Origin of the sequence: Actinomadura sp. 21ATH, assembly GCF_041951345.1 — a bacterium.
GTDB lineage: Bacteria > Actinomycetota > Actinomycetes > Streptosporangiales > Streptosporangiaceae > Spirillospora.
Genome location: NZ_JBGNUR010000001.1, coordinates 973,204 through 992,238, shown reverse-complemented (window position 1 = coordinate 992,238; position 19,035 = coordinate 973,204). Strand labels below are relative to the sequence as shown.

The window sequence follows — 19,035 nt, the reverse complement described above, 5'->3', positions numbered from 1 at the left end:
CGCCGGACCGGCCGGACCGAGGGATCAGTGGGAGCGGGTGAACTCCGCCCGGCCCTCCGCCGGCTGCTCGCCGATCGGGCGGCCCAGCCCATGGGACGGCAGGGAACGGCCGTTGACGCGCTCCGACGCGGCCGGCTCGGCGGGCGCGGTGCCGGGCAGCCCCGAGTGCGGGTCGACCTGCGCGGCCTCCACCGGCAGGAACACCCACTTCTTGTACGACCAGAAGCGGAACAGCGTCGCCGCCCCGGTACCGAGGATCAGCGCCGCGTTGTAGAAGAGCGGGCCGTGCAGCCCCAGCACGTAGTGCACGAAGCCGATGAACAGCTGCGTGATCACCAGGCCGACGCCGTTCAGCGCGAAGAACAGCACGTACTCGCGGCCCAGGCCGGTCCGGTCACGGTGCCGGAACGTCCAGTAGCGGTTGGCGACGTACGAGAACGTGGTCGCCACCACGGTCGCGATGGCGTTGGAGGACAGCGGCCCCATCCCCAGGCCCGCCTCGTTGTGCAGCGCGTTGCTGAGGACCATCGTGATGACGAAGGCGATCGCGCCGACGCTGCCGAACTTGGCGAGTTCGCGCACCAGGTGCTCGAACCGGTGGCGGAGACGGGAGAGCAGCTTCACGAACGGGGACCGTCCTTCCGGACTGCGGCTGCGGTTTCGGCGGCCACTGCGCGGCGCGGGCGCCCGGCCGGCGCGCGCTCTGGCGACTGTGGAGGCACATCGAGGATAGACGCATGTTGCCACTGGGGCGTCGCAACGGGAACGATCCCGGACTCGCGCCCCTTCCCCGTGCCCTCCTCGACGCGGATCACACATCCTTTGACGCCGTACCCGCCCGGTTCGTTCACCATCCCGGCCCCGATAGCCTTTCGGGCGTGAGAGATCCAGCTCAGATGCCCACGGTGGGTATGGCGGGCGGCGGCCAGCTGGCCCGGATGACCCAGCAGGCGGCGATCGCGCTCGGCGTGTCGCTGCGGGTGCTCGCCGGCTCGGCCACCGATTCGGCGGCCCGGGTGTGCGCGGACGTCCACGTCGGCGACGACTCCTCGCTCGACGACCTGCGCGCCTTCGCCAAGGGCTGCGACGTCGTCACGTTCGACCACGAGCACGTCCCCGGCGACCACATCCAGGCCGTCGAGGACTCCGGCGTCCCCTGCCGCCCGAGCGCCGCCGCCCTCCTGCACGCCCAGGACAAGCTGGTCATGCGCGAGCGGCTCAGCGGCATCGGCGCGCCCTGCCCGGCGTACGGGGCCGTCCCCGACCGGGAGCCGCGGGCGTTCCTGGAGGCGTTCGGCCGCGAGCACGGCTGGCCGCTGGTCCTCAAGGCCACCCGCGGCGGCTACGACGGCAAGGGCGTCTGGATCCTGCGCGGCCCGGAGGACGCGGACCTGGCCGCCCGCCTGATCGCCGAGGGCGTCACCCTGATGGCCGAGGAGCACGTCGCGTTCCGCCGCGAGCTGGCGGCCCTGGTGGCGCGCTCGCCGCACGGCCAGGGCGCCGCGTACCCGATCGTGGAGACCGTCCAGGAGAACGGCATCTGCGTCGAGGTGATCTCTCCCGCGCCCGGCCTGGACGGCGGCACCGCCGCCGAGGCGCAGCGGCTCGCCCTCGGCGTCGCCGAGCAGCTCGGCGTGACCGGCCTGCTCGCTGTCGAGCTGTTCGAGACGGACGCGGGCCTGCTGGTGAACGAGCTGGCGATGCGCCCGCACAACTCCGGCCACTGGACGATCGAGGGCGCCCGCACCTCCCAGTTCGAGCAGCACCTGCGCGCCGTGCTGGACCTGCCGCTCGGCTCCACCGAGCCCACCGCCCCGTACACCGTCATGGCGAACGTGCTCGGCGGCGACAAGGGCGAGATCTACCACCGGTACCTGCACGTGATGGCCCACGACCCGGCCGTCAAGGTGCACTTCTACGGCAAGGAGGTCCGCCCCGGCCGCAAGATCGGCCATGTCACCGCGCTGGGCGCCGACCTCGCCGAGGCCCGCGAGCGCGCCCGGCACGCCGCCGACTTCCTGCGCTGGGGCTCCGACATGAAGGAGAACCCGAGTGACTCGTAGCGCCATGAGGCGGCCCGGAGATGAACGGAGAGCAGAGTCTTGATCCAGGTGGGCGTGGTGATGGGGAGCGACTCCGACTGGCCGGTGATGAAGGCCGCCGCGGAGGCGCTCGACGAGTTCGGCGTCGCCTACGAGGCCGACGTCGTCTCGGCGCACCGGATGCCGCACGACATGATCGCGTACGGCGCGGAGGCGGCCGGCCGCGGCCTCAAGGTCATCATCGCGGGCGCGGGCGGCGCCGCCCACCTGCCCGGGATGCTCGCCTCGGTCACCCCGCTGCCGGTCATCGGCGTCCCGGTGCCGCTCAAGCACCTGGACGGCATGGACTCGCTGCTGTCGATCGTCCAGATGCCCGCCGGCGTCCCGGTCGCGACCGTCGCCGTCGGCGCCGCCCGCAACGCCGGGCTGCTGGCCGTGCGGATCCTGGCGGCCTCCGACGAGGCGCTCCGCGCGAAGATGGCGGACTTCCAGCAGGACCTGTACGCGCAGGCCAAGGCCAAGGGCGCCCGCCTCCGCGAGAACCTCTAGCGCTACCGCCGCAGGGCCCACTCCACGGCCGGGCAGCGGTTCATGACCACGTCCAGCCCGGCCTCCTGGGCCCGCCGCGCCGCCGCCTCGTCGATCACGTCCAGCGGCAGCCAGACGGCCCCGGCGCCCGCGGCGATGGCCTCGTCCACCACGGCGCCCGCGTGCTCGGCGCGCCGGTAGACCCCGACGACGTCGATCTGCCCGGGCACGTCCGCGAGCGCCGCGTAGCCCTTCTCGCCCAGCACCGTCGCCGCGGACGGATGCACCGGGACGATCGTCTTGCCGCGCCGCTGAAGCAGCCGGGCCTGGGTATGGACCTCCCGCTCGGGATTGTCCCCCAGGCCCACGAACGCCCACCGCCGCGACTCGTTCAGCAGCCGCTTGATCACGTCCTGCCGTGCGAACAGATCATCCATGTCCGGCACAACAGCGCCGCGGTCCCGATCGTTCCCTACGGGCGGCCCAGGGCGCGGTAGTTCCAGCCTGCGGAGCGCCACTGCTCGGGGTCCAGGGCGTTGCGGCCGTCGACGATGTTGCGCTCGGCGACGGCCTCGCCGAGGGCGTGCGGGTCCATCTCGCGGAACTCCTGCCACTCGGTCAGCAGCAGCACCACGTGCGCGCCGCGGGCCGCGTCCATGGCGGACTCGCCGAAGTCCAGCGCCGGGTGCGCGCGGCGCGCGTTGGCCATGGCCTGCGGGTCGTACACGGTGACCTTGCCGCCCTGGCCGCGGATGGTGGCGGCCACGTCGAGCGCGGGGGAGTCGCGCACGTCGTCGGAGTTGGGCTTGAACGCCGCGCCGAGCACGCCGACCGTACGGCCGATGAACGAGCCGCCCAGCTCGTGCCGGGCCAGGTCCACCATCCGGATCCGGCGGCGGATGTTGATCTCGTCGACCTCGCGCAGGAACGTCAGCGCCTGGTCGACGCCCAGCTCGCCGGCCCGGGCCATGAACGCGCGGATGTCCTTGGGCAGGCAGCCGCCGCCGAAGCCGAGCCCGGGGCCGAGGAACCGGCCGCCGATCCGGTCGTCGTACGACAGCGCCTCCGAGAGCTTCGTCACGTCGGCGTGCGCGGCCTCGCAGACCTCGGCCATCGCGTTGATGAACGAGATCTTGGTTGCCAGGAACGCGTTGGCCGATACCTTGACCAGCTCGGACGTCGGGTAGTCCGCGACGATGAACGGGGTCTCCGCGGCCAGCATGGAGGAGTAGACCTCGCGCAGGACCTTCTCCGCGCGGTCGGCGGCGCCCGGGTCGGAGGGCACGCCGACGACGATCCGGTCCGGGTGCAGGGTGTCCTGGACGGCGAAGCCCTCGCGCAGGAACTCGGGGTTCCAGGCCAGCACGGCGTCGCCGTCGGCGGGCGCCAGCATGGCGATCCGGCCGGCCAGCCGCTCCGCCGTGCCGACCGGCACGGTCGACTTGCCCACGATCACGCACGGCCGGTGCAGCAGCGGCGCCAGCGAGGTGATCGCGTCGTCCACGTAGGTCATGTCCGCGGCGTACTCGCCCGCCTTCTGCGGGGTGCCGACGCAGACGAAGTGGACGTCGCCGAACTCGGCGACCTCCTCGTACGAGGAGGTGAAGCGCAGCCGCCCGTTCTCCAGGTTGCGGCGGAGCACGGGTTCCAGCCCCGGCTCGTAGAAGGGCAGGTCGCCCGCCGCGAGCCGGGCCACCTTCTCGGGGTCGACGTCCAGTCCGAGCACCTCGAAGCCCAGGTCCGCCATGCAGGCCGCATGGGTGGCGCCCAGGTACCCGGTCCCGATCACCGTCAGCCGGTGGGTCAAGGCACAACTCCTTCGTCGTCTCTCGCTGCCGCCCGGTGGTGGACATACCCCGCCCTGGCCGGGGGCAGTGTACCGGCGGGTAGCATTCGCGCTATGAGTCCCGACTTTCCCACGTACGCTCCGTCCGAGGAGCACGAGCTGCTCCGCACGACGGTCCGCGAGCTCGCCGACGCCAAGATCGCGCCGCATGCGGCGGAGGTCGACGAGGAGTCCCGCTTCCCTCAGGAGGCCCTGGACGCGCTGGTGCAGAACGACCTGCACGCGGTGCACGTCCCGGAGGAGTACGGGGGCGCCGGGGCCGACGCCCTCGCCACCGTGATCGTGATCGAGGAGGTCGCTCGCGCGTGCGCCTCGTCGTCGCTGATCCCGGCGGTGAACAAGCTCGGCACGGTTCCGGTCCTGCTGTCCGGCTCCGATGAGCTCAAGAAAAAGTATCTGACTCCGGTGGCGAAGGGCGAAGCGATGTTCTCGTACGCCCTGTCGGAGGCCGAGGCAGGGTCGGACGCGGGCGGGATGAAGACCCGCGCGGTGCGTGACGGGGATCACTGGGTGCTCAACGGCGCCAAGATGTGGATCACCAACGCCGGGGTCTCGGAGTACTACACGGTCATGGCGGTGACCGAGCCGGGCGTCGGGGCCCGCGGCATCTCCGCGTTCGTGGTGGAGAAGGGCGACGAGGGCGTCTCGTTCGGGCCCAAGGAGAAGAAGCTCGGGATCAAGGGCTCGCCGACGCGCCAGGTCATCCTGGAGAACGTCCGGATCCCCGCCGACCGGATCATCGGCGCGGAGGGCACCGGCTTCAAGACCGCCCTCGCCACCCTGGACCACACCCGCATCACCATCGCCGCCCAGGCCCTCGGCATCGCCCAGGGCGCGCTGGACTACGCGCTCGGCTACATCAAGGAGCGCAAGCAGTTCGGCAAGTCCATCAGCGACTTCCAGGGCGTCCAGTTCATGGTGGCCGACATGGCGATGCGCCTGGAGGGCGCCCGCCAGCTCACCTACCACGCGGCGATCAAGTCCGAGCGCGCGATGCACGGCGCGAAGATCCCCGACCTCACCTTCGTCTCCTCGGCCTGCAAGGCGCTGGCCTCGGACGTGGCGATGGACGTGACCACCGACGCCGTCCAGCTCCTCGGCGGCTACGGCTACACCCGCGAGTTCCCGGTCGAGCGGATGATGCGCGACGCCAAGATCACCCAGATCTACGAGGGCACCAACCAGATCCAGCGCATGGTCATGGCCCGCCAGCTCCTGAAGTAGCCGCCGACGTGGCCGCACGGCCCCCGGCCGCCGGGGACTCCGGCCGGGGGCGCCCGGTCAGCCCTTGCAGAGCTTTTCGGTGGCGGTGCCGGACTCGACCTCGCCGGACGGGTTCGCGGACGCCGTCGGGGACGCCTGGACCTTGACCTTCTCGACGCCGGACCAGTCGTCGCCGACGAGGACCTGGACGCGGGAGCCGAGCGAGCCCACCTGCTTGAGCTTGGCGCCGGGGATCGCGGCGGCCAGCGTCTCGGCGGAGTCCTTGCGGCCGGGGCCGTACTGGATCGTGGTGGTCTGGAGGCCGCGGCGGGCGACGCCGGGCACGACGGTGACCTTGAAGCCCTCGTCGCGGAGCTGGCCGCCGGCCTTGGTGGCCAGGCCCGGGGTGCCGATCGCGTTCAGGACGCTGACCCGGATGTCCTCCGGCGGGACGGTCGGGCCGGTTGGCTTGGCGGTCGTCGGCGCCGCGGACGGCTTCCTCTCCTTCGCCACCGGCTGGTCGCGCCTGATCTTGGTGAAGAGGTCGTCGGCGCGGTTCTGCTCCCACAGGACGCTGGACTGGGGCGTCGGGGCGTTCCAGAACAGCGCGTTGTGGTTCGGGTTGGCCAGCGGGACCTTGGCGAACGTGAGGCTGTCGGTGGACAGGCCCTTCATCTGCTCGGCCAGGCCGGGCAGGTCGTCGGCGAGCTTGTCGTCCACCCGCAGGGACTTGAGCGCGGCGTTGAGGAAGCGCGACGACTTGCCCGGGTCGCTCAGCGTCTTCGTGCTCAGGGCCTGCTTCATCATCGCCGCCATGAACTGCTGCTGGCGGTCGATGCGGCCGAGGTCGCTGCCGCCGGTGAGGGTGTAGCGGGCGCGGGCGAACGCGAGCGCCTTCATGCCGTCCACGTGGGTGGTGCCGGCGGGCAGCACCAGCCCGCTCTTCTTGTCGTTGATCGGTTCCTCGGTGCACACGTCCACGCCGCCGAGGGCGTCCACCATGCTGATGAAGCCGTAGAAGTTGACCTCGACGTAGTGGTCGATGGACACGCCCGTCGAGCGCTTGACGGTGTCGACGGTCAGGTCGGGGCCGCCGAACTGGTACGCCCAGGTCAGCTTGCCGGGACGGCCCGGGACCTGGGTGCCCTTGGGGCCCTCCGACCCGTTCGACTTGTGCGGCGGGATCGTCACGTACGAGTCGCGCGGCAGGTTGACCACCGTGACGCGGTCGTGGTTCCGCGAGATGTGCATCAGCAGCATCGTGTCGGACCGCTCGCCGGCCTCGTGGCCGAGCCTGGCGGCCTTCTGCTGCTCCTTGGTGAGCCCCTCGCGCCGGTCGACGCCCGCGACCAGGATGGTCATGGCGCCCTTCGGCGTGTCCCTGCCCTTGCCGAGCCCGCCGACGCTGACCCGGTCGAGGGCGCCGGTCACGTAGTTCTGGAACGCCCAGGCGCCGCCGGACGTCAGCAGCACGAACGCCGACATGGCGCCGGTGACCATCAGGAAGCGGCGCTGCCTGCGGGCGCTCATCGCCGACCGGCGGCTCATGCCCGAGCCGGGACGGCGCGGGCCGCGCGGCCCGTCCACCGCGACCCGGGGGGCCGGTACGCCGTCGACCGTGACGCCCTCGATGCTCTCGTCGTCCTCGGCCGGGCCGCCGGGGCCGCCGGGGCGTGGCTTGAAGTACCGCTCCAGCGGATCGGTCTCGCCGCCCCGTCCCTGCCCGTCCGGTTTCCTGGGCCCGTCTGCCATCCTGGCCGCCGCCTCCCGAGAACTTCGCTTCGGCACCTTCCGGCACGCGTGGGTTCCCACTCTAAAGTGGGAGACACCGGTCCGTTCGGTACCTGGACCTCGTGTCCTTGCAGTAACGTGGCGCCGTCTTGACCTTGCCCCCGGGCTGACCCGGGTGTGTTCGGCTGCGTCATGGACGATCGAGAGAGAGCCCGCGAGTCCAGATGAATCCGTCTTCCGGCGCGCACAGCGCCCCGCAGGCCGCCACCACCGACCGTACGTGGCCGGCGGTTTCCGTGGTGATGCCCGTACTGAACGAGGAACGGCACCTCACCGACGCCGTCCGCCGCATCCTGCTCCAGGAGTATCCAGGCGAGCTGGAGCTGGTGCTGGCGATCGGGCCCTCCCGGGACCGCACCGAGGAGATCGCCGCCCGGCTGGCCACCGAGGATCCGCGGATCGTGGTGGTCCCCAACCCCACCGGCCGCACGCCGCAGGGGCTGAACATCGCCATCAAGGCGTCGCAGTACTCGATCATCGTGCGGGTGGACGGCCACTCGCTGCTGCCGGCGGACTACGTCCGGGCCGCGGTGGAGACGATGGAGGAGACCGGCGCCGACAACGTCGGCGGGATCATGGCGGCCGAGGGCGTCACCCCGTTCGAGAAGGCCGTGGCGCGGGCGATGACGTCCAAGATCGGGGTCGGGAACGCCCGGTTCCACACCGGCGGCGAGGCGGGCGAGGTGGAGACCGTCTACCTCGGGACGTTCCGGCGGAGCGCGCTCGACCGGGTCGGCGGGTACGACGAGACGTTCGTGCGGGCCCAGGACTGGGAGATGAACCACCGGATCCGGCAGACCGGCGGGCGGGTGTTCTTCACGCCCCGGATGCGGGTGACGTACCGGCCGCGGCCCAACCTGCGGGCGCTGGCCAAGCAGTACTTCCACACCGGCCGCTGGCGCCGCGTGGTGGGCCGGGAGCACCAGGGCACGCTGAACTTCCGCTACCTGGCGCCGCCGCTGGCGGTCGTCGCGATGGCGGCGGGCGCGGTGGCCGGGGCGTTCGGGTTCTGGCCGGGCTGGATCGTCCCCGGGGCGTACGCGGCCGGGATCGTGCTCGGCGCGGGCGTCGAGGGCCGCGGGCTGCCGGTGTCGGCGTGGCTGCGGCTGCCGCTGGTGTTCGCGACCATGCACGTGTCCTGGGGGCTGGGCTTCCTGACGAGCCCGCCCGGGCTGGGTCAGCCGACGCCGGCGAAAAACCCGTAACGGTCTCGAACCTTTTTCCCGATCACCGCATCTCAGGGTTACGTTGGACGGATCATGCCGTCGGCGCCTGAGGAGGTGGCCATGTCCGGTGGAGCACGCCATGGGATCGGTGTGGTGGTCGGGCTGGTCGCCACCCCGATCATCGCCGTGGGCCTGATGTACGGGACGGACAGGACCGTGCGCTACGCGCGCCTGTTCATGGAACCGCCGTGGTCGGACCGGCTGCCCGGCGCGCTCGCGCTGCTGTTCTGCGCGGCCCTGCTCGGCGCGCTGATGGGCTCCCGGCTGTCGCCGGTCGCCTCGGCCGTCCCCGGGATCGTGTTCACCCTCATCGGGCTGCTGTGGATCGCCGCGCCGCGGTTCAGCATCCGGCACCTGCCCGACCTCATGCCCGGCGACCTGGCGCGCTGGTTCCTCACGTTCAGCGCGTACGGCGGGTTCCTCCTCGTCGGCGTCGCGCTGCTGGCGGCCTCGGCCCCGCCCTCGCGCTGGCGGTCGGCCGGTGCCGCCCGTGGCCGGGCGCCGCAGTACGCGGGCCCGATGGGGCCGGGAGGCCCCGGCGGCCCGCCGGTCGGCCCGCCCGGCGCGCAGCCGGGGCCGTACGCGCCGCAGGCGCACCCGCAGCAGCCGTACGGGACGCCGCCGCCCGCCGCCGACCCGAACCCGCCCGCGCAGCCGTACGGCACCCCGCCGCCGCCCGCCGACCAGGGCCCGTTCGGCACGCCGCCCGAGCCGGGAGCGCCCCGCTACGGCTCCGGAAGCGACCACCCCGGGCAGCCCGGGCAGGCGCCCGCCGGCGGCTCCGCGCCGAAGCAGGAGCAGCCGGGCGAGTGGACGCAGATGTACGGCGGCGACGACCTGCGCGGCGACAAGGACGGCAAGTGACCGCCGCCTGACCCTGCCCGCCGCGCCGTCGACTCGTGGCGTGTCCGTCCTTCACGCGGCCGCCGGAGGGAGGACACGCCACGAGTCGACGGCGGCTCGGGCATCCCGGCGGTCGGCGCGCCGGCCGCCACTCGCTAGTCGACGGTGGCGGGATCCTCGGTCAGGGCCGCCACCACTCCCGGGACGTCGTTGACGACGAGCGCGTCCACGCCCGCGGCGGCGAAGTCGCGGGCGCGCTCGGCGGGCGGGCACCAGGCCAGGAGCTCCAGCCCGGCCTTGTGCGCCACGTCCACGCAGTGCTCCAGCGGCCGCAGCCGCGTGTCGGGCTGGTCGAAGCCGCAGGACGCGGTGTGCACGCCGACCGCTTGGAGGCCGAGGCCCGCCGCCGCCGGGATGCCGTGCCACAGCGGGAAGCGGTGCCAGGTCAGCAGCCCCAGCGGGACGCCTCGCAGGTTGTCGCGCAGGTGGGCCAGCAGCGACGGGTCGAACGAGGTCACCAGCAGCGGCCGGCGGCGCGCCTCCCGTTCCAGGACGGGGAGCAGCAGGGCGCCGGTGCGCCGGGACGGATCGTCGACCGCGTCCTCCAGGATCGTCTTGACGTCCACGTCCACCGGCACCTCGGGCGGCAGCGCGTCGAAGACCTCCTCCAGGAGGGGCAGGCCGAGCGCGGCCGCCTCGCCGTCCACCACGAACGCGCCCTCCGGGGTGGTCGGGTCGTGCCGCAGCACCAGGGCGTCGTCGGCGGTACGGGTGACGTCGAGCTCGATCCAGGACGCGCCGGCGTCCAGCGCGGCCAGCATCGAGGGGATCGTGTTCTCGGCGACGGTGGCGCCGTCGGCGGCGCCGGGGACCGCGAGGTCGCCGGAGCCGAGGCCGCGGTGGCCGATGACGGCGGGCCGGTGCCGGGAGGCCGGGTCTTCGAAGATCACGAGAGCTCCGTGGGGTGGTCGGCGGGATCGGCGGGATCGGCGGGGGCGGCGGCGAGGTGCTCGGCGACGACGATGTCCAGCGGGTGGGTGACCTTGAGGTTGCGCTCGCTGCCCTCCACGACCCGGATGGGCACCTCGGGGAGGTAGCGGTGGACGATGCCGCAGTCGTCGGTGGCCAGCAGGTCCGGGTCGGCCAGCGCCCGCCCGTACGCGGCGCGCACGGTGCCCAGCCGGAACCCCTGCGGCGTCTGGAACCGGCTCAGCGACGCGCGCGGCGGCATGCCGGCGACCACGCCGTCCTCGACGGCGACGATGGTGTCGCTGGACGGCACGCCGACCGCGACCGCGTCGTACGCGTCCAGGGCGTCCAGCACGCGGTCGACCACCGGGGCGTCCACGAAGGGCCGGGCGGCGTCGTGGAAGAGCACCCGCGTCCCGTCCGGATGCCCGGCGAGCGCCTCCAGCGCGGCCGCGGTCGAGGCGGTACGGGTGGCGCCGCCCTCGATCACCCCGGTGACCTTGCGGAACGGGGCGGCCAGCGCGGCGGCGGCGCGGACGTGCCCGGCGGCCATCACCACCAGTACCTCGGTGATGCCGGGATGGCCGTCGAAGGCCGCGATCGCCCGGCTGAGGATCGGCCGCCCGCCGACTTCGAGGAGCTGCTTGGGGCGGGCCGAGCCGACCCGCTGCCCGATGCCGCCCGCGAGCACCACCGCCACCGTACGGTCCGCCATGCCGTCCCATCTCGTTGATCGCAATATGTAGCCGGATGGCTACACTGAGCAGTCGTTCCTGTTATTGCACCCAGGCGGCCGGGAGGCGCCGATGACCCTAGCGGTGATCATCGCGACGGGCCGGGCCCGCGGCGGGGCCGGCCCGGGACCCGCGGCCGCCCTGCCGTACCCGGGCGGCGCCGCCGCCCCGGGCGACCCGGACGGGCCGCCGACGCTCCTGGCGCGGCTGTGTGATCAGCTCACCACGCTCAACGTACCGGACGTGCACGTCCTCGGGCGGCCCGATCTCGCGCCGCCGCTGCGGGCCCACGGCCACTTCGTCACCGAGTGCGCCGACACCGCCGCCGACCTGCGGGAGATCGCCCGGCTGGCCAGGCTCGCCTGGACGGACGGCACGCCGCTGCTGATCCTGCCCGCCGACCTGGTCGCCGCGGACGAGCCGCTGGCCCGGCTGCTGGACGGCACGGGCGGCGCAGGCGGCGTGGGCGGCGTGGGCGGCCCGCCGGTCGCGGCGCTGACCGTGCCGCGCGGGCGGGCGCTCGCCCGTACCGCCGACCCGGCGGACCGGCCGTACGGGACGGCCGACGTCCGCGTCGCGGGCCGCCGGATCGTCGCCGCGGGCTCCGCCGACCACGCCGTCCCCGACCCGAACGCCCTCTCGCCCGGGGTGCTGCGGATCGCGGCGGAGCAGGCGCCGGCCGCCGCCGACACGGCCGCCGAGCTGGCCGACCTCGTGACGCCGGGCACGCGGGCGAGCGCCGCCGAGCTGCTCCTGGTCGGCCTCGTCCGGTCCGGCACGCCGGTCGCCGCCGAACCGTGCGGCGGCGCGCCCTGCCGCCGGGCGGCCGACGCGGAGGGCGTGCGCGCGGCCCGGGCGGCGATCGAGGACGGCGACGACGCCGGCCGGCTCGCCGCGGCGGTCAAGGCGGACGACGGGTTCGTCGCCACGTACGCGGTCAGCTCGTACTCGCCGCACATCGTCCGCTGGGCCGCCGGCCGCGACCTGACGCCCGCCGCGGTCACCGGCACCTCGCTGGCGCTGGCGCTGCTGGCGGCGATGTGGTTCTCCGCCGGGACCCGCGCCGGGCTGGTCACCGGCGCGGTGCTCCTCTACCTCTCGTTCGTCCTCGACTGCGTGGACGGGCAGCTCGCCCGCTACACCGGGCGCGCGAGCGTGTTCGGCGCCTGGCTGGACTCGGTGCTCGACCGGGTGAAGGAGTACGCGGCGTACGCGGGCCTCGCCTGGGGCTGCGCCGCCGGCGGCGGGTACGTGTGGGCGCTCGCCGCCGCCGCGCTGATCCTCCAGGTCCTGAGGCACATGATGGACTTCTCCTTCCACGCCCGGAACGCCCCGCCGCCCGCCAGGGTCAGGCTCACCGCGTCCCTCATGGCCCGCGGCTCCGCCCCCGCGCCGGCCGCGGCCGCCCGCCGCGCCCCGGACGGCTCCTTCGGACTCCCGGACCCCGCCGCGCCCGCCGCTTCCGTCGCGCCCGCCGAGTCCGGGCGGAGGAGCGGCGGCCGCGCCGCGTACTGGGCGCGGAAGGCGCTCACCCTGCCGAGCGGCGAGCGGATCGCGCTGATCGCGGTCACCGCGGCCGCGGCCGACGCGAGGGTGGCGTTCCTCGCCCTGCTGGCCTGGGGCGCGGCCGCCGCCGCGTACACCCTCGCGGGACGGCTCGGACGGGCGGTCCCGGCATGACCGGCCCGGGGAGCGGGCTCCTCCGGGACGCCGTGCCGCACGCGCGCGGCGGGCCGGGGACCGGCGGCGCGGCCGTACCAGACCGGCTCCTGGCCTACCGGGACGACGGGCCGGCCGTCCTGCTGATCGGGCGGCTGCTCGGGCGGCCGGGCCGGCAGCGCCCGTCCCCGCCGGTCGCGGTCGCCGCCTCCCTGCTGCTCACGGCCGCCCTGCTGGCCGCCGGGACGGCCGGATGGCCCGCGGCGGCGGCCCTCGCGCCGGTCATGGCGGCCGTGCTGGCCGGACCGTCCGCCCGCCGTCCCCTGGACGGGAGGATCGACTGGCTTGTCCCTCCCGGTCTCCGCACGATCGAGTATGGTTACCTCGCCGCATTGGGGTTCGCACAGGGTGTGGCCGCACCGCTCGTCTACGTGCTGCTCGCGGTCCTGGCGTACCACCACTACGACATCGTGTACCGCACCCACCAGGGGTTCGGGGCGGCCGGGCCGCTCCGCCGGGCCGGGCTGGGCTGGGACGGCCGGATGCTGGCCGCGGGCCTGGCGGGACTGGCGGGCTGGGCGGGCCTCTCCGGCGCCCTTCCGTTCGCGTACGCGGCGCTCGCCGTCTACCTTGGCGTGTTGTCCGTGGGCGAGAGCGTCGCGGTCTGGGCGCGAACCGGGCTCACGGGCGGCCGCGGTGCCGGGCGCGATGCGGTGCGCGGCGGCGTGACGGGTCACCTGGAGGAAGAGGAAGCATGATCGGAATGGTGCTGGCGGCGGGCGCGGGCCGGAGGCTGCGGCCCTACACCGACACGCTGCCCAAGGCCCTGGTTCCGGTCGATGGTGAGACCACCATCCTGGACATCGCCCTGGGCAACCTCGCCGAGGTCGGGCTGACCGACGTGGTCATCGTCGTCGGCTACCGCGCGGGCGCCGTCGAGGAGCGCAAGGCCGCGCTGGAGGAGCGCTACGGCGTCTCGCTCACCCTCGTCCACAACGACAAGGCCGAGGAGTGGAACAACGCCTACTCCATGTGGCTGGCTCGGGAGCACTTCTCCAAGGGCGTCCTCATGGTGAACGGCGACACGGTCCACCCGGTCGGTGTCGAGAAGACCCTATTGGCGAACCGCGGCCCGGACATCCTCCTGGCGGTGGACGACGTGAAAACACTGGCCGACGAGGAGATGAAGGTGATCCTGGACGCCGGGGGGCGGCTCCAGCGGATCACCAAGCTGATGGACCCCGAGACCGCGAACGGGGAGTACATCGGCGCCACCCTGATCGAGCCGGCCGCCGCCGAGCCGCTGGCCGACGCGCTCAAGGCCACCTGGGAGGGGGACCCGGACCTCTACTACGAGGACGGCTACCAGGAGCTGGTCAACCGCGGCGGCGTCATCGGCGTCGCCCCGATCGGCGAGGTGGACTGGGTCGAGGTCGACAACCACGACGACCTGGAGAAGGCCCGCCGCATCGCCAAGGGCTACTGACCCGCCCGCCGGGCCCGGGCGCGCCGACTCGCGTCCCGGGCGCCCCGACGTCCCGAGCGAGGAAGTCCACATGCCCCTGCTGACGCGGATGCTGACCGCGCCGCTGTCCATCGATGTCCGGCGCGGCGCCGTCGCGGCCCTGGGCGACCTGCTGGCCGACCGGCGGATCGTCACCGAGGGCCGGGTCGCCATCGCGGTCGGCCCCGGCCAGGGCGACCAGATCGCCGAGCACGTCCGGCCGTCGCTCGCCGCCTGCGAGGTCTTCCGGGTCGACGGCGGCACCGTCGACGCCGCCGTATCGCTCGGCTCCAATCTGCGGGCGGGCTCGTACGAGGCCGTCGTCGGCATCGGCGGCGGCCGGACGATCGACGCGACCAAGTACGCGGCGACGCTGGCCGGCATCCCGATGGTCTCGGTCGCCACCAACCTCTCCCACGACGGGATCTGCTCCCCGGTCGCGTCGCTGACCCACGAGAAGGGCAAGGGCTCCTTCGGCGTGGTGATGCCGCTGGCGATGGTCGTCGACCTCGACTACGTGCGGGCCGCGCCCGCCGAGCTGGTCCGGGCCGGGATCGGCGACGTGGTGAGCAACTTCTCGGCGGTGGACGACTGGCTGCTGGCCGCCGACGAGTGCGGCGAGCCGGTCGACCGGATGGCGCTGACCGTCGCCCGCACCGCCGCCGAGGCGCTGCTGCACCAGCCCGGGACGATCGAGTCCGACCGGTTCCTGACCGTGCTGGCCGAGGGGCTCGTGCTGTCCGGGATGGCGATGGCGTTCGCGGGCTCGTCCCGGCCGTCCAGCGGCGGCGACCACGAGATCCTGCACGCGATCGACCAGCTGTATCCCGGCACCGCCAACCACGGCGAGCTGGCCGGGATCGGCGCCGCGTTCTGCTACCACCTGCGCGCCACGCACCTCGGCACCGGCGCCGACCGGCTGGCGGAGATCACGGCCTGCCTGGACCGGCACGGGCTGCCCCGGTTGCCCGGCGACATCGGGCTGACCGCGGAGCAGTTCGCGCGAGCCGTGGAGTATGCCCCGCAGACCCGCCCGGGCCGCTATACGATCTTGGAGCATCTCGGCCTGGACCAGGGCGCGATCCTCAAGGCGGTGGAAGAGTATGTCGAAGCCCATGGAGGCTGAGATCCCGGAGATGCCCGCCCCCGGCGACGACCAGCGGCCGTCCCGGCGGTCCGCGAGCGTCGCCGACGTCCGGCGGTACGGGCAGCCGCCCGGCCTCAAGGACCGCCGCAACGAGGAGCACTGGGCCGGCCGCCTCTACATGCGGGCCCTGTCGCCGTACTTCGCCTGGCTGGCCATGCGTATGGGGTTCAGCCCCAACCAGCTGACGTACATGATGATGGGCTGCGGCATCGCGGCCGGCGTCGTCGTGTCGCTGCCGTTCGGCGGCACCGGCGCGCTGTGGACCGCGCTCGGCGGCGCCCTCCTCATCCAGGTCTACCTGCTGCTCGACTGCGTGGACGGCGAGGTCGCCCGCTACCTGCGGCAGACGTCCGTCGCCGGCGTGTTCCTCGACCGGATCGGCCACTACCTCTCCGAGGTCTCGCTCCTGATCGGCCTCGGTCTCGCCGCGCAGGGCGGCTGGTCCAACGGCGGCTACGCCGAGCTGGGCCTGCTCGCCGCGCTCGGCGCGGCGCTGATCAAGGCCGAGACCGACAACGTCGTGGTGGCGCGCGCCAAGTCCGGCCTGCCCGCCGACCCGGCCGGCGGCGACCGGGCGCTGCGGCCCCGTTCCACCGGGATGGCGCTGGCCCGGCAGGCCGCCTCGATGCTGAAGTTCCACCGCATCATCGGCGCGGTCGAGCTGTCCCTCCTGATCGTGGCGGCCGCCGCGATCGACGTCCTGCTGGGCAACGAGACGCCGGCCGCGATCCGGGTGCTCACCGTCGCGGTCGCCGCGGTCGCCGTCGTCCAGACCCTGCTGCACCTGGTGAGCATCCTGGCCTCGCGGAGACTGAAGTGAGCCTTTCTGAGGAGATCGAGGAGGCCCCGGTGGCCACCCGCGGCGGCGGCACCCTGTCGGTCGTCGTGCTGACGATGGGCAACCGCCCCGCCGAACTGGCCCGCGCCCTGCGCAGCGCCCTCGACCAGGAGCACGTCGACGTCGAGATCGTCCTGGTCGGCAACGGCGTCCCCGGCGACTGGACCCCCGGCGACGACCCGGTCTTCGACGACGAGCGGATCGTGCTCGTCCGCCTCCCCAAGAACGTCGGCATTCCCGCCGGCCGCAACCGCGGCGTCGAGGCGTCGTCCGGCGACATCGTCCTGTTCCTGGACGACGACGGCTGGTACCGCTCTACCCGGCTGGGCGCCCACCTGCGCGACCGCTTCACCGCCGACCCGTCGCTGGGCGTGGTGTCGTTCCGCGTCCGCGACCCCGAGGGCGGCCGCGGCGAGCGCCGCCACGTCCCGCGCCTGCGCGCCGGCGACCCCGAGCGCTCCTCCGAGGTCACCACGTTCCTCGGCGGCGCCTGCGCCATGCGCCGCGCCGCCTTCGACGCGGGCGGCGGCCTGCCCGAGGACTTCTTCTACGCCCACGAGGAGACCGACCTCGCCTGGCAGGTCCTCAACGCGGGCTACCGCATCGTGTACGACGCGTCCGCCGTCATGTTCCACCCGGCCGTCCTGCCCACCCGGCACGACATGTTCTACCGCTACAACGCCCGCAACCGCGTCTGGCTGGCCCGCCGCAACCTGCCCTGGACGATCGGCCTGACCTACCTGGCCGTGTGGGTCGCCATGACCGTCCTGCGCGAGCGCAGGCCGAGCGCCCTCAAGCCATGGTTCAAGGGCTTCCTGGAGGGCTGGCGCAAGCCCGCCGGCCCCCGCCGCCCCATCAGCTGGCGCACGGCCTGGCGCATGACGAGAACCGGCCGCCCCCCGATCATCTGACCACCACGGCGGGCAGGTGGGTCCGGGCGGCGATCCTGGCCTCCTTCCTCCCTGCGAGTTCGTGATCGAGGCTCGGCTGCCGCGCTAGAGCGCGGACTGGTCAGCGGATCGATCGCGTCGGCTCCAGCATCCGGGTCCATGCGGTCAGCCGGGCCTCCTTGACCTTCACGTTCGCGCGGACGTAGGAGCCCGGATCGCCGTGCCCGGACGCGTGCCGTACGACGCTGTCGTACACCGGCTCGGAGACGATGAAGCCCAGTTGCGCCGTGGCGGCGGCGAGCCGCTGCTTGAACACCGGGGCGTCCAGCAGCCTGGCGGCGCGGATGATGACCTCTCCGTTCACGCCGTACGGGTCGCTGGTCACGGGCCCGATGTCGAGCGCGGCACGGAGCCGGATGCGCAGCCGCTCGCTCGCGCCCCGGTTGTGGCGTGCGAGCTCCGCGGCCAGCAGGCCGACCAGCGGGTCGACGATCGACGCGGCCGGGACGGCGGGCGGCACGATGATCAGTGCCCCGTCGCCGCGATCCTCCCGGTGGCAGTCGCGCCAGGCGATGTCCGCGCGTTCGAACGCCTTCTCCAGGAGCGCGTACACGGACTTGCGGATCACCAGCCGGTCCCGGTCGGTACGGGCCGGTGTCGAGAAGCCCGCCACGTCGATGAAGAGCACCGCGCAGTACTGGCCGGTGAATCTCGGCTCGGCGGGCCGGCCCCGATCGTCCGCGGGGTCGGTGGAGCGGGTGAGGCGGTCGTAGATCTGGCGCTCCAGTACCTCCACCACCCGGGGATGGTCGTCCAGGAAGGCGTTGAACGCGGCGGCCGAGGTGACCATCACCCGCACCGGGGTCAGCGCGATCACGGTGGCGGACCGTTCCCTGATCAGCTGCATGGCCCGTTCGCCCAGGATGTCGCCGGGCCCGCGCCGCGCCAGCTCCCGGTCGTCGCCCGCGCGGCCGGAGGTCACCCGCACCACGCCGGAACGGATCACGATGACCCGGTCGGCGGGCTGGTCCCTCCGGCACAGCACCGCGCCCTCGGGGAACGTCAGCCGCTCCGACAACTGCGCCAGGGTGCCGCGCTCGATGGGCGTCAGTTCGGCCCAGAAGGTGTGGTTCGGCACGAAGCCGCCCTCCGGCTCCCAGTCCGGCGTCCCGCCTCGCACGGGAGCGGTGGCCGGCGGCATGGCTCCGGAAGATGTGATCGCGGCGGCGGCCGAGGGGCGGACCGCCCTGGTGCGGCGCGGGGGAGGACCCGCACGTACGGGCATCCCGCGCAGGAGGGTCGCGAACGGCATCGTGAACGCGGCCGCACCGACCTGCATGAGGCCGGTGACCTCCTCGGGGGAGTCGGCCTTCTCCAGCCCCCGCACGGCCAGCCACACCAGCATGAGCGTGTAGCCGGACACCGGGATGGCCACCACGCCCACCATGCCGAGAACGATCAGCGCGGTGACGCCCACATCGACGGACGGCGTCCCGCCGATGAAGAGAACGGTGCCGCCCACTCCGGCGGCGGCCGCGAGAACGGCCCGCGCGGTCCCGTCGCGGAGCCGTCCACGCCGTTCGGGTGTCGATCGGTGGCCCATGCGCCTTTCCCTCCTCGTCTTGGACGATCGCCGGGGTGGGCGATCACCGCTGTGCGGTCGGGGCGCGGGGTCGTGCTCTGCCGAGCGTACGCGCTTCGTACATATGGTGTACATACGATTGATGTACATCGCCATATACAACGGAGAAAGTATGAGTACGTATGACAGTGCGGGGTATGTCCTGAGGACATGCCATGGGATGGTGGGCATCG

General features: G+C 73.5%; 18 protein-coding genes. 11 read left to right on the top strand and 7 right to left on the bottom strand.

Going from position 1 to position 19,035, the window contains the following annotated elements:
- Window positions 1-24: 24 nt before the first annotated feature.
- Window positions 25-624 carry a GtrA family protein gene (locus ACA361_RS04740; RefSeq protein WP_375010533.1) on the bottom strand — a complete coding sequence of 200 codons (600 nt, stop codon included), beginning with the start codon at window positions 622-624 and terminating at the stop codon, window positions 25-27.
- Window positions 625-896: 272 nt separating this feature from the next.
- Between ACA361_RS04740 and ACA361_RS04735 the strand changes: the two genes are divergently transcribed.
- The gene (locus ACA361_RS04735; protein ID WP_375010532.1) at window positions 897-2,063 is read left to right on the top strand and encodes a 5-(carboxyamino)imidazole ribonucleotide synthase; all 1,167 of its coding nucleotides are present in this window, start codon (window positions 897-899) and stop codon (window positions 2,061-2,063) included.
- Between the two features lie 39 nt (window positions 2,064-2,102).
- The gene (gene purE / locus ACA361_RS04730; protein WP_375010531.1) at window positions 2,103-2,591 is read left to right on the top strand and encodes a 5-(carboxyamino)imidazole ribonucleotide mutase; all 489 of its coding nucleotides are present in this window, start codon (window positions 2,103-2,105) and stop codon (window positions 2,589-2,591) included.
- A 2-nt stretch (window positions 2,592-2,593) separates the two neighbouring features.
- On the opposite strand, the gene ACA361_RS04725 is transcribed toward purE, so the two are convergent.
- Complete coding sequence (locus tag ACA361_RS04725; RefSeq protein ID WP_375010530.1) at window positions 2,594-3,007, bottom strand: CoA-binding protein; 414 nt, start codon at window positions 3,005-3,007, stop codon at window positions 2,594-2,596.
- A gap of 35 nt (window positions 3,008-3,042) precedes the next feature.
- Window positions 3,043-4,377, bottom strand: a complete 1,335-nt coding sequence (locus ACA361_RS04720) for a UDP-glucose dehydrogenase family protein (RefSeq protein WP_375010529.1) — start codon at window positions 4,375-4,377, stop codon at window positions 3,043-3,045.
- A gap of 93 nt (window positions 4,378-4,470) precedes the next feature.
- On the opposite strand from ACA361_RS04720, the gene ACA361_RS04715 reads away from it, so the two are divergent.
- Window positions 4,471-5,640: an acyl-CoA dehydrogenase gene (locus tag ACA361_RS04715; protein WP_375010528.1), complete on the top strand. Its 1,170-nt coding sequence runs from the start codon at window positions 4,471-4,473 to the stop codon at window positions 5,638-5,640.
- Between the two features lie 57 nt (window positions 5,641-5,697).
- On the opposite strand, the gene ACA361_RS04710 is transcribed toward ACA361_RS04715, so the two are convergent.
- Complete coding sequence (locus tag ACA361_RS04710) at window positions 5,698-7,371, bottom strand: LCP family protein (RefSeq protein ID WP_375010527.1); 1,674 nt, start codon at window positions 7,369-7,371, stop codon at window positions 5,698-5,700.
- Window positions 7,372-7,574: 203 nt separating this feature from the next.
- Here ACA361_RS04710 and ACA361_RS04705 point away from each other — a divergent pair, with 203 nt between their 5' ends.
- Window positions 7,575-8,615, top strand: coding sequence for a glycosyltransferase family 2 protein (locus ACA361_RS04705; protein ID WP_375010526.1), 1,041 nt, complete (start codon window positions 7,575-7,577; stop codon window positions 8,613-8,615).
- Window positions 8,616-8,696: 81 nt separating this feature from the next.
- Window positions 8,697-9,500: a hypothetical protein gene (locus ACA361_RS04700; protein ID WP_375010525.1), complete on the top strand. Its 804-nt coding sequence runs from the start codon at window positions 8,697-8,699 to the stop codon at window positions 9,498-9,500.
- 134 nt (window positions 9,501-9,634) lie between these two features.
- On the opposite strand, the gene ACA361_RS04695 is transcribed toward ACA361_RS04700, so the two are convergent.
- A complete protein-coding gene (locus ACA361_RS04695; RefSeq protein ID WP_375010524.1) occupies window positions 9,635-10,429 on the bottom strand; it encodes a glycerophosphodiester phosphodiesterase in 795 nt (264 codons plus the stop codon).
- A complete protein-coding gene (ispD, locus tag ACA361_RS04690; RefSeq protein ID WP_375010523.1) occupies window positions 10,426-11,163 on the bottom strand; it encodes a 2-C-methyl-D-erythritol 4-phosphate cytidylyltransferase in 738 nt (245 codons plus the stop codon). The genes ACA361_RS04695 and ispD overlap by 4 nt, the downstream gene beginning before the upstream one ends.
- A gap of 91 nt (window positions 11,164-11,254) precedes the next feature.
- On the opposite strand from ispD, the gene ACA361_RS04685 reads away from it, so the two are divergent.
- From ACA361_RS04685 to ACA361_RS04660, 6 genes are all read left to right on the top strand, one after another.
- The gene (locus ACA361_RS04685) at window positions 11,255-12,862 is read left to right on the top strand and encodes a CDP-alcohol phosphatidyltransferase family protein (protein WP_375010522.1); all 1,608 of its coding nucleotides are present in this window, start codon (window positions 11,255-11,257) and stop codon (window positions 12,860-12,862) included.
- Window positions 12,859-13,599, top strand: a complete 741-nt coding sequence (locus tag ACA361_RS04680) for a DUF5941 domain-containing protein (protein ID WP_375010521.1) — start codon at window positions 12,859-12,861, stop codon at window positions 13,597-13,599. The genes ACA361_RS04685 and ACA361_RS04680 overlap by 4 nt, the downstream gene beginning before the upstream one ends.
- Entirely contained in the window at window positions 13,596-14,327 is a 732-nt protein-coding gene (locus ACA361_RS04675; RefSeq protein WP_375010520.1) for a sugar phosphate nucleotidyltransferase, read from the top strand. Before ACA361_RS04680 ends, ACA361_RS04675 begins: the two co-directional genes overlap by 4 nt.
- 88 nt (window positions 14,328-14,415) lie before the next feature.
- On the top strand, window positions 14,416-15,471 hold the full coding sequence (locus ACA361_RS04670) for an iron-containing alcohol dehydrogenase family protein (RefSeq protein ID WP_375010901.1): 1,056 nt from the start codon (window positions 14,416-14,418) through the stop codon (window positions 15,469-15,471).
- Between the two features lie 10 nt (window positions 15,472-15,481).
- Window positions 15,482-16,312, top strand: coding sequence for a CDP-alcohol phosphatidyltransferase family protein (locus ACA361_RS04665; protein ID WP_375010900.1), 831 nt, complete (start codon window positions 15,482-15,484; stop codon window positions 16,310-16,312).
- 74 nt (window positions 16,313-16,386) lie between these two features.
- Window positions 16,387-17,241 carry a glycosyltransferase family 2 protein gene (locus ACA361_RS04660; protein WP_375010899.1) on the top strand — a complete coding sequence of 285 codons (855 nt, stop codon included), beginning with the start codon at window positions 16,387-16,389 and terminating at the stop codon, window positions 17,239-17,241.
- Window positions 17,242-17,341: 100 nt separating this feature from the next.
- Here the strand turns inward: ACA361_RS04660 and ACA361_RS04655 are convergent, their stop codons facing one another.
- The gene (locus tag ACA361_RS04655) at window positions 17,342-18,823 is read right to left on the bottom strand and encodes a cyclic nucleotide-binding domain-containing protein (RefSeq protein ID WP_375010519.1); all 1,482 of its coding nucleotides are present in this window, start codon (window positions 18,821-18,823) and stop codon (window positions 17,342-17,344) included.
- Between the last annotated feature and the right edge of the window lie 212 nt (window positions 18,824-19,035).

Excerpts from the sequence above, each read along its gene's own strand:
- ACA361_RS04715 (WP_375010528.1), top strand. The coding sequence starts at position 4,471 with ATGAGTCCCGACTTTCCCACGTACGCTCCGTCCGAGGAGCACGAGCTG.
- ACA361_RS04705 (WP_375010526.1), top strand. The coding sequence starts at position 7,575 with ATGAATCCGTCTTCCGGCGCGCACAGCGCCCCGCAGGCCGCCACCACC.
- ACA361_RS04665 (WP_375010900.1), top strand. The coding sequence starts at position 15,482 with ATGCCCGCCCCCGGCGACGACCAGCGGCCGTCCCGGCGGTCCGCGAGC.
- ACA361_RS04675 (WP_375010520.1), top strand. The coding sequence starts at position 13,596 with ATGATCGGAATGGTGCTGGCGGCGGGCGCGGGCCGGAGGCTGCGGCCC.
- ACA361_RS04655 (WP_375010519.1), bottom strand. The coding sequence starts at position 18,823 with ATGGGCCACCGATCGACACCCGAACGGCGTGGACGGCTCCGCGACGGG.
- ACA361_RS04710 (WP_375010527.1), bottom strand. The coding sequence starts at position 7,371 with ATGGCAGACGGGCCCAGGAAACCGGACGGGCAGGGACGGGGCGGCGAG.
- ACA361_RS04735 (WP_375010532.1), top strand. The coding sequence starts at position 897 with ATGCCCACGGTGGGTATGGCGGGCGGCGGCCAGCTGGCCCGGATGACC.
- ACA361_RS04670 (WP_375010901.1), top strand. The coding sequence starts at position 14,416 with ATGCTGACCGCGCCGCTGTCCATCGATGTCCGGCGCGGCGCCGTCGCG.
- ACA361_RS04680 (WP_375010521.1), top strand. The coding sequence starts at position 12,859 with ATGACCGGCCCGGGGAGCGGGCTCCTCCGGGACGCCGTGCCGCACGCG.
- ACA361_RS04725 (WP_375010530.1), bottom strand. The coding sequence starts at position 3,007 with ATGGATGATCTGTTCGCACGGCAGGACGTGATCAAGCGGCTGCTGAAC.
- ACA361_RS04660 (WP_375010899.1), top strand. The coding sequence starts at position 16,387 with ATGGGCAACCGCCCCGCCGAACTGGCCCGCGCCCTGCGCAGCGCCCTC.
- ispD (WP_375010523.1), bottom strand. The coding sequence starts at position 11,163 with ATGGCGGACCGTACGGTGGCGGTGGTGCTCGCGGGCGGCATCGGGCAG.
- ACA361_RS04685 (WP_375010522.1), top strand. The coding sequence starts at position 11,255 with ATGACCCTAGCGGTGATCATCGCGACGGGCCGGGCCCGCGGCGGGGCC.
- ACA361_RS04700 (WP_375010525.1), top strand. The coding sequence starts at position 8,697 with ATGTCCGGTGGAGCACGCCATGGGATCGGTGTGGTGGTCGGGCTGGTC.